Source organism: Frankia sp. AvcI1, from assembly GCF_001420875.1.
Lineage (GTDB): Bacteria > Actinomycetota > Actinomycetes > Frankiales > Frankiaceae > Frankia > Frankia alni.
Window position 1 is genome coordinate 86,158 of sequence record NZ_LJFZ01000031.1, and the last position, 7,968, is coordinate 94,125.

General features: G+C 72.0%; 6 protein-coding genes and 6 pseudogenes. 6 read left to right on the forward strand and 6 right to left on the reverse strand.

Annotation, left to right across the window (positions count from 1 at the left end; translation table 11 throughout):
• Window positions 1-74 precede the first annotated feature (74 nt).
• The gene (locus UK94_RS25630) at window positions 75-1,460 is read right to left on the reverse strand and encodes an FAD-linked oxidase C-terminal domain-containing protein (protein WP_011606565.1); all 1,386 of its coding nucleotides are present in this window, start codon (window positions 1,458-1,460) and stop codon (window positions 75-77) included.
• Window positions 1,461-1,739: 279 nt separating this feature from the next.
• On the opposite strand from UK94_RS25630, the gene UK94_RS25635 reads away from it, so the two are divergent.
• Window positions 1,740-2,495: an IclR family transcriptional regulator gene (locus tag UK94_RS25635; protein ID WP_055751865.1), complete on the forward strand. Its 756-nt coding sequence runs from the start codon at window positions 1,740-1,742 to the stop codon at window positions 2,493-2,495.
• Here the strand turns inward: UK94_RS25635 and UK94_RS65450 are convergent.
• The 4 pseudogenes from UK94_RS65450 to UK94_RS65465 all read right to left on the reverse strand — a co-directional run.
• A pseudogene (locus tag UK94_RS65450) lies at window positions 2,400-2,795 on the reverse strand (LLM class flavin-dependent oxidoreductase); the annotation flags it as partial. The gene UK94_RS25635 and the pseudogene UK94_RS65450 overlap by 96 nt on opposite strands.
• A 1-nt stretch (window position 2,796) precedes the next feature.
• Window positions 2,797-3,217 (reverse strand): annotated as a pseudogene (locus tag UK94_RS65455) (LLM class flavin-dependent oxidoreductase); the annotation flags it as partial.
• 1 nt (window position 3,218) lies between these two features.
• Window positions 3,219-3,378, reverse strand: a pseudogene (locus UK94_RS65460) (LLM class flavin-dependent oxidoreductase); the annotation flags it as partial.
• Between the two features lies 1 nt (window position 3,379).
• Window positions 3,380-3,530, reverse strand: a pseudogene (locus tag UK94_RS65465) (LLM class flavin-dependent oxidoreductase); the annotation flags it as partial.
• Window positions 3,531-3,608: 78 nt separating this feature from the next.
• On the opposite strand from UK94_RS65465, the gene UK94_RS25645 reads away from it, so the two are divergent.
• Complete coding sequence (locus tag UK94_RS25645) at window positions 3,609-4,376, forward strand: helix-turn-helix domain-containing protein (protein WP_055751866.1); 768 nt, start codon at window positions 3,609-3,611, stop codon at window positions 4,374-4,376.
• A gap of 101 nt (window positions 4,377-4,477) precedes the next feature.
• On the opposite strand, the gene UK94_RS25650 is transcribed toward UK94_RS25645, so the two are convergent.
• Entirely contained in the window at window positions 4,478-5,386 is a 909-nt protein-coding gene (locus UK94_RS25650; protein WP_055751882.1) for an LLM class flavin-dependent oxidoreductase, read from the reverse strand.
• A 397-nt stretch (window positions 5,387-5,783) separates the two neighbouring features.
• Between UK94_RS25650 and UK94_RS75095 the strand changes: the two genes are divergently transcribed.
• The 4 genes and pseudogenes from UK94_RS75095 to UK94_RS65480 form a co-directional block, all read left to right on the forward strand.
• On the forward strand, window positions 5,784-5,829 hold a 46-nt coding region (locus UK94_RS75095), incomplete at its 3' end, for a hypothetical protein (protein ID WP_268761623.1).
• A 1-nt stretch (window position 5,830) separates the two neighbouring features.
• Window positions 5,831-6,008: pseudogene (locus UK94_RS65470) on the forward strand (metal-dependent hydrolase); the annotation flags it as partial.
• Window position 6,009: 1 nt separating this feature from the next.
• Window positions 6,010-6,157, forward strand: a pseudogene (locus tag UK94_RS65475) (metal-dependent hydrolase); the annotation flags it as partial.
• Between the two features lie 22 nt (window positions 6,158-6,179).
• Entirely contained in the window at window positions 6,180-6,626 is a 447-nt protein-coding gene (locus UK94_RS65480; RefSeq protein ID WP_235489871.1) for a metal-dependent hydrolase, read from the forward strand.
• Window positions 6,627-7,968 lie beyond the last annotated feature (1,342 nt).

The window sequence follows — 7,968 nt, forward strand, 5'->3', positions numbered from 1 at the left end:
CGGAATGTTCGGCGCGGTCGGGAGGTCTCGCGTGAACGGGGCCCGGGGCGGTCGTCCGCCGGCGGCCCTCGCCGTCAGGGAAAGATCGCCCCGGGGTTGAGGATGCCCAGGGGATCGAGCGCCCGCTTGATGCGCAGGGACAGCTCCATCACCTCCGGGCCGAGCTGGCCGGGCAGCCAGGCCTTCTTGAGCCGGCCGACGCCGTGCTCGCCGGTGATCGTGCCGTCGAGCGTGAGGGCGAGGTCCATCACCTCGCCGAAGGCGAGTTCGGCGCGGCGGGTCATGTCCTCGTCCGCCGGGTCGAAGACGATGAGGGGATGGGTGTTGCCGTCGCCGGCGTGCGCGATCAGCGCGATCGTCAGCGCACGGTCGGCCGCGATCGTCTCGATGCCCTGGACGAGCTGCGGTAATCGCGGTAACGGCACGCCGACATCCTCGAGCAGCAGGGCCCCGCGCCGCTCCACCGCGGGGATGGCTGCCCGGCGCGCGGCGACGAACGCCTCGCCCTCGCCCGGATCGTCGGTGGCCAGCGTCTCGGTGGCGCCGCTGGCCACGCAGGCGTCGTTCATGATCGTCATTTCTCGCTCGGCGGCGAGATGTTGGCTGTCGGAGCGGGCCACGAGCAGCGCGGCGGCGCCGCGGTCGAGCCCCATGTGCAGGACGTCCTCGACGGCATTGATCGACGTCTGGTCCATGTACTCCAGCATCGCGGGCCGGATGGCGGACGTGATCGCCAGGATGGCCGCGGTGGCCGCCTCGGTGGTGGGGAAGGTGGCCACCAGCGTGCTCGACGGCGGCTGGGCCGGGATGAGCCGCAGGGTGGCCTCGGTGACGATGCCGAGCGTCCCCTCGCTACCGACGAACAGCTTGGTCAGCGACAGCCCGGCGACGTCCTTGAGCCGCGGGCCGCCGAGGCGCACCGCCCGCCCGTCCGCGAGCACGACCTGCAGCCCGAGCACGTAGTCGGTCGTGACGCCGTACTTCACGCAGCACAGGCCGCCGGCGTTCGTCGCGACGTTTCCCCCGATCGAACAGATCTCGAACGACGACGGGTCCGGCGGGTACCACAGCCCGTGGGCCGCGGCCGCCGCCTTGACCTCGGCGTTGAGCAGGCCCGGCTGCACGACGGCCATCCGGGTGAGCGGGTCGACGCGCATCGCGCGCATCCGCTCCGTCGACAGCACGATGCCCCCGGTGACGGCGGTGGAGCCCCCGGACAACCCGGTGCCCGCTCCCCGCGGCACCACCGCCACGCGGTGCCGCGCCGCCCACCGGACGGCGATCTGGACATGGTCGGTCGACTCCGCGCGCACCGCCGCGAGCGGCTGCCCGGCCAGCGGGTCCGCCGCGCGGTCACGGCGGTACTTGTCGAGCTGGTCCGGATCGGTGACGACCACCCCGGCGGGCAGCGCGTCGACCAGCTCGGCGAGCTCGGCGATGGTGACGTCCTCCACGGTCACAGGGGCCAGCCTTTCCGAGGGGAGGGTCCGCCCGCGACGTCGCGGGCGACCCTGTCGGCTTCCACCATACGGAAAAAGAAATCTGTATCGTGATACGAACGTAGGGCGGTACCGCCGCCTCGGTCAAGGCGGTCGACGATGTGCAGGCGGGCGTGCGGGCGATGCGCAGGCCGCGTGCTGGCCGTCCGGGCCGTGAGGGGGCCATGACGGTGGAGTGCGAGCCGGGTGTGGGTGCCCGGGGCCGATGTCCGGCCCGAGGTGAGAGGAAGGCGTGTGGGGATGCCGGTCGAGCAGCGTGCGGCGGGGGTGCAGTCGGTCCAGCGTGCCCTGGACATCCTCGAGGTGGTCGAGGCGGCGGGCGGCGGCTGTTCGATCAGCGCGATGGCCACGGCGACCGGCCTGCCGCTGCCGACCATCCACCGGCTGGTGCAGACCCTCACCACCCGCGGCTACCTGCGCCGCCTGCCCGACCGCCGGTACTGCCTGGGTTCCCGGCTGGTCCCGTTGGGCGCCGGCGCGAACGCGCTGCTCGGCGAGCGGGCCGCCCCGGTCCTGCGCGCGCTCGCCGACGGGCTCGGCGAGTCGGCCAACCTCGCGGTCCTGGCCGGCGAGCGGGCCGAGTACGTCGCCCAGGCCCCCGGGGTGTACTCGATGCGCACCTTCACCGAGGTGGGCCGGCGGGTCCCCCTGCACTGCACCGGCGTCGGCAAGGCGCTGCTGTCGACCCTCGGTGACGACGAGGCCCGCGCCATCCTGGCGCGTTCGACGCTGTCCATCCACACCGCCACGACCATCGTCGAGGTCGACGCGCTGCTCGACGAGCTGGCCGGCATCCGCGCCCGCGGCTACGCGCTCGACGAGGGAGAGATGGAGGTCGGGGTGCGCTGCGTCGCGATGCCGGTGTCCGTGCCCGGCATGGCGCCGATGGCGCTGTCCGTGTCAGGCCCCGCGGCGCGCATGAGCGACGACCTCGCCGGCCGGGCCGCGCCGGCCCTCGTCCACGCCTGCGCCGCCCTCGCCACCGCCCTCACCTGAGCCTGAACCACCGGCAGCCCGCCGTAGGAGCGGGAGGATGTCGGCGAGCCGTTCGAGCTGGTCGCGGGCGGCCCCGAGGTCGACGGTGCCGAGCCGGCAGACGAGGTGGCGCGCGCCGGCGGCGATGTAACCCGCCAGCCGCGCGACCACCTGCGCCGCCGGTCCGGTGATCACGGCCTGGATGGCCTCGAGCTCGCGCAGCCCGAGCCCGTAGTTGGCCTGGCTGTAGGCCGCCAGGGTGTCGCGCCCGCTCGCCACGGAGTCGGCGATCAGCACCGACGCGAACAGGGCAGGCGTGATNGTGTTCGGCCCGCGGCCCGCGTCGGCGGCCGCCGCTCGTACCTGCGCCAGACCGCTCCGGTAGTCCGCCCGGTCGGGCGGGTAGGGCAGCCACCCGTCGTAGCGCCGGCCGGTGCGGATGAGCGCCGCGGGCGCGGCGCCGCCGAGCCAGATCGGCGGGCCACCGGCCTGGCTGGGCGCCGTGGCCGGCGGGATGTCGTCGACGTGCAGGACGTCGCCGTGGAACGAGGTCGGACCGTCGGCGGTCCACAGCCGGCGCCACAGGGCAACTGTCTCGTCGAGCCGGGCAAACCGGTCGGCCCAGGGAACCGCGGAAAGGTCGTGCAACGGCCGGCCGAAGCGGCCGGGAAAGGCCGCGCCCACAGCGACCGTCAGCCGTCCGCCGGACAGCAGGTCGAGGGAGGCGAGGGTCTGCGCCGCCTNCACGGGCCGGCGCAGTACCGGCAGGAGGGTCGCGGTGCCGAGAGTGACGCGGTGGGTGACCGGTGCCACGGCGGCGAGCATGGTCAGCGCCTCGATGCGCGGACCGAGCAGCGAGTCGTTGACCCACAGCGAGTCGTACCCGAGTTCCTCGGCCCGGACCNCGAAGTCGACGAGCTCACGTGGGTCGGTTCCCGCGCCCCACTGGGCCTTTCCGACCGGGACGAGCACGCCGAGGCGGATGCCGGTCGGTTGCCTGGCATCGTTCGGCTGCCTGTCATCGGTCGTGCAGCTGTCATCATCCATGCGCCGCATGGTGTCCGCGGNGGTGACGGGCGGCAATTCCCCGGGAGGAATGGCCGGCGGTCGTTCCCGGGCGGTACAACGAGGCTCGTGGACTTCCCGCGGGCGCTGCGTGAACGTCGGCTTCGTCGGCGCCTCAGCCAGCTCGAACTGGCCGAGCGGGCGGGGACCACCCAGCGGCACGTCAGTTTTCTGGAGAACGGCCGGTCGGAACCGGGCCGGGCCATGGTCGTCCGGCTTGCGGAATCTCTCGACCTGCCGTTGCGGGAGCGCAACAGTCTGCTGCTCGCCGCGGGCTATGCCCCCGCCTATCCGCGCACCTCGTTGGACGACCCGCCGCTGGCGCCGGTGCGCGCCGCGCTGACGCACGTTCTGACCGGGCACCTGCCCTACCCGGCGATCGTCGTCGACCACCACGGCGACCTCGTCGCCGCCAACGAGGCCTTCGCCCTCCTCGCCGACGGCGCGGCGCCGGACCTGCTCGGGCCCGGCGCCAACGTCTACCGCCTCGCGTTGCATCCCGCGGGGCTCGCGCCGCGCATCGTGAACCTCGCCGAATGGTCCCGGCACATCCTCGACGGCATTCACGCCGAGATCCTGCGCAATCCCGACGACCGCCTCGGCGATCTCCACGCCGAACTCCGCCGGTACGTGCCGGCCGAACCGCTTCGGCCAGATCATCTCGGCTTCGCCGTTCCTCTGCACCTTCGCTCCGCGGGCGGGGAGCTGCGGCTCATCAGCACAATCACCACCTTCGCCACGGCCGTCGACGTCACCATCGCCGAACTGAAGCTCGAGGCCTTCCTCCCCGCCGACCAGCCCACCGCCACCCTCCTGCGCCGCGCGGCCGCCCGGTAGCGGCCCCGGCGTGACGGCGCTTCCTGCGGGGACAAATCGGGGTTGAAGCACGGCGGGAAGTGGGTCATCCGCGACACTGCTCTGGCTGGCCTCGGGTCTGGCTAGCCTCGGGCGACCGCCTCGCGGACGGCCGGCACGACCTCGCCCGCCCACGTTCCGAGGGCGAGGTCCGTCGTCGTACCGTCCTGGACCGGGAAGTAGACGAATCCGCCGGCGCCGGATGTCAACACGGCCGCGGTGAGCTCGTCGACCCACTGGGTGACCGAACCACCGATCCAGCGGCCGGCATCGTCGCGGGTGGCGGCCAGCGGCGCCGCGGTGAAGCGGCCGGGCAGATTGTAGATGGTCGCGATCTGCGCGGGATCCCGGCCGGCCGCCGCGGCCGCCGCGTCGATGAGGGGGCGCGAGCGGGCCACCCGGGCACTGCGCCAGTCGGCGGCGTAGCCGGGCAGCCAGCCGTCGGCGAGCCGGCCCGTGACCGCCAGCGACATCGGGCCGCCCGAACCCGTCCAGATCGGCGGGGCCGCGACGGACGCCGGAACGAGGCCCGCGACCTGGTAGAACTCCCCGTCGAAGGTCACCGGGTCCCCGCCGCCGCAGAGTGCCTTCACGACGACGATCGCCTCCTCCATCGCCCGGACGGCCTGCGCCGGAGAACGTCGGGGGAGGCCGAGCCGGGCCATGTCGTCCCACAGGCCGCCCGCCCCGATCCCGAGCGCGACGCGCCCGCCCGACAGCGCGGACAGCGCGGTGACCGTCCGGGCCAGCATCGGCGCGGGTCGGCTCGGCACGTTGGTCACGTTCACCGCCCCGGTGACCCGCACCGTCCGGCCCAGGACGACACCGAGGACCGCGTAGGCGTCCAGCCGGTCGGCGAAGTACGGATGATCCGACAGCGTGACCAGGTCAAGAGCGTCGCGATCCGCCTGCGTCGCGTGCGCGAGCAGGGCGTCCACCTCGCCGACGCCGGTCTCGAGGCCGAATCCGAACAGCACCTTCTCGTGAGTCACGGCGTTCACGCCTCCATTCCTGTCCTGTCGGTCGCGGGCCTCGGCCCGGTGGTCATGATGTCCCGCCGAGATCGGCGAGCCCGGCCCGGCCCGGCCCCGCGTCGAGCGTCGAGCCTCGGCGCCGACCGTCGAGCCTCGGCGCGGCCCGGTCTCTCACTCTCGGCCTCGGCGCGGAGTACAGGAAGGCCGGGCCGGGGCTGGTACGGACAGGGCCACTCTTGGCGGGCTCGGATCCGGAGCACGCGGCAGCGACGGTCGTGGGCACCTACCGGGCCTGTGCAGCGAGATCCGCCTCCCGCGGCCCCCGAGTGTCGGATCATTGTCGGCGAATCGGACGTCGAGATCACGATCCGCTCCCGGGTCGTACCGTCCGTGCTCGGAAGGGTCTGGTGTGGCTATGCGTGTCCGTTCGCCGGAATTCGACTTCACCGACGTCTCGCCGCNCTGGGGCGCGAATCTGGAGGCTGTCCACCTGGTCAACGCGCAGGGCATCATCCCGGCCTACATCGAACCGTTCCTCATCAAGGTGATGCGCCGCGCGGCCGAGGAGCTGGATCCGCTGGTCGACGCCGAGCTGCTGCGGGACATCGACCTGTTCAACCGGCAGGAGGGCCAGCACTACNGGCTGCACCGGGCGTTCAACGCGATGATCCGCGACGGCGGTTACCCGGACATGACCGACTATGAGGCCGTCTTCGAACGGGACTACGAGCACTTCCTGCGGACCAGGTCGTTACGCTGGCTGCTCGCCTACTGCGAGGGCTTCGAGACNATCGGCTCGACCGGCGCGGAACTGTGGGTCGACGGCCTGATGGAGGCCGAACTCGGCGCCGCGCCGTCACCGGCGGTCGAGCTGTGGAAATGGCATCTCGCCGAGGAGTACGAACACCGCACGGTTGTGAACCGCGTCTATCACCGCCTTTACGGCCGCCCCCGGCTGTTCGCGTGGTTGTACCGGGCCCGGGGCATCGTCACCGCGTCCCGGCACCTGAACCGGCGCACCTCGCCGCTACGGCGATATCTGCTGGACACCGACCGCCGCACGATGACGGACGAGCAGCGTCGGCAGTCGCAGGAGCGGGAGGCGGCCACCGCCAGGAGACTCGGCGCGGCGAACCTCCGCCGGCTCGCCCGCGCGTTCTCCCCGTTCTACGACCCGGCCACGACGCCCCCGCCCGCGGGCCAGCAGGCCACCCTGGCCCGCTACCCCGCGGCCGCCGGACGGCCGACGAACACGTGATCCCGACGCCGGGGCCTCGGATGGGTGGCAGAGTCGCGCCGCCCTGACCAGCGGGACACCGCCGCGGGCAGCCACGGGCTCAGCCGGGGGCTGATCGACCTTCGAGGTTCGGACGGAGCCGCCGCGGAAATCGAAGAAGTGATCGATGGGGTGCCTCGGCCGGCGGGGCCGAGGCACCCGCCACGCTCGCCGGGGCGACCAGCTCGCCTGGCTGCACGAACGGACGCTGCGCCACACCAGGCGGCCCGGGGACCTCCTCGCCGACCAACCGGCGGTTATGCGGATTCCGGCGGACCCCGGCGACCGTTTCACTGCCAGTCGCAGTCCATGCGTGTTGTCGCTGGAGGGTGGCCGGTTGTCTGCCGGGCGTCGGAGTCGCGGCCATTCGCCCTCGCCATCCCATTCTTATTCCTCCCGTATTCAGGAAATTCCTGTCTTCCTGATCCGCTGGACACGCCGCCGCCCAGTCGAGTTGCAATAACCTGGCTGTTCGCCGTGAGAGTCTGNCGGTGGAGCGGGGATCTGTCGGTAAGGGGACATCTGTGATCGGTACACCTCGCACAGGGTTTGTGCGCGGATGGCTCGCTACAGTACTTGCCGCCGGAACCGCGCTCGTCATAATATTTCTTACCGGACTGGTCGGGACACCCGCGGCATCGGCGGCCCAGCCTGTCGTCGGGTTGGGAACCGCCACGTCNTTCGCGGTTCTGGCGGGTGCGACCATCACCAATACTGGACCTTCGGTCATCTCGGGTGATCTGGGCCTGAGCCCCGGCACGGCGGTCACCGGATTTCCTCCAGGCATTGTGATCAACGGCGCCCGGCATGTGGCCGATGCTGTCGCCCTCCAGGCCAAGTCGGACCTCACGACGGCCTACAACGATGCGGCTGGGCGGACGCCGGCCATCGCCGCGCCCAGTGATCTCGGTGGCCAGACCCTGGTCCAAGGTGTGTACAAAACGGCTGCCGCCATGGGCGTGACCGGCACGGTCACGTTGGATGCACAGAACGATCCGGACGCGGTGTTCATCTTCCAGGCGGGATCGACCTTGATCACTGCACCGAACAGCACCGTCGCGCTCGTCAACGGCGCCCGGCCCTGCAACGTCTTCTGGCAGGTCGGGAGTTCGGCGACCCTGGGAACCAACACCACCTTCGTCGGCAACATCCTGGCGTTGACCTCGGTTACGGTAAAAACCAGATCCACCGTCGCCGGCCGGATCCTGGCTCGTAACGGCCAGGTCAGTCTTGACACCAACACGGCCACGCGCTGGGGATGCCTGCCTCCCTCGACCCCGACGCCGACTCCGACGGTCGCGCCGACGCCGACTCCGACGGTCGT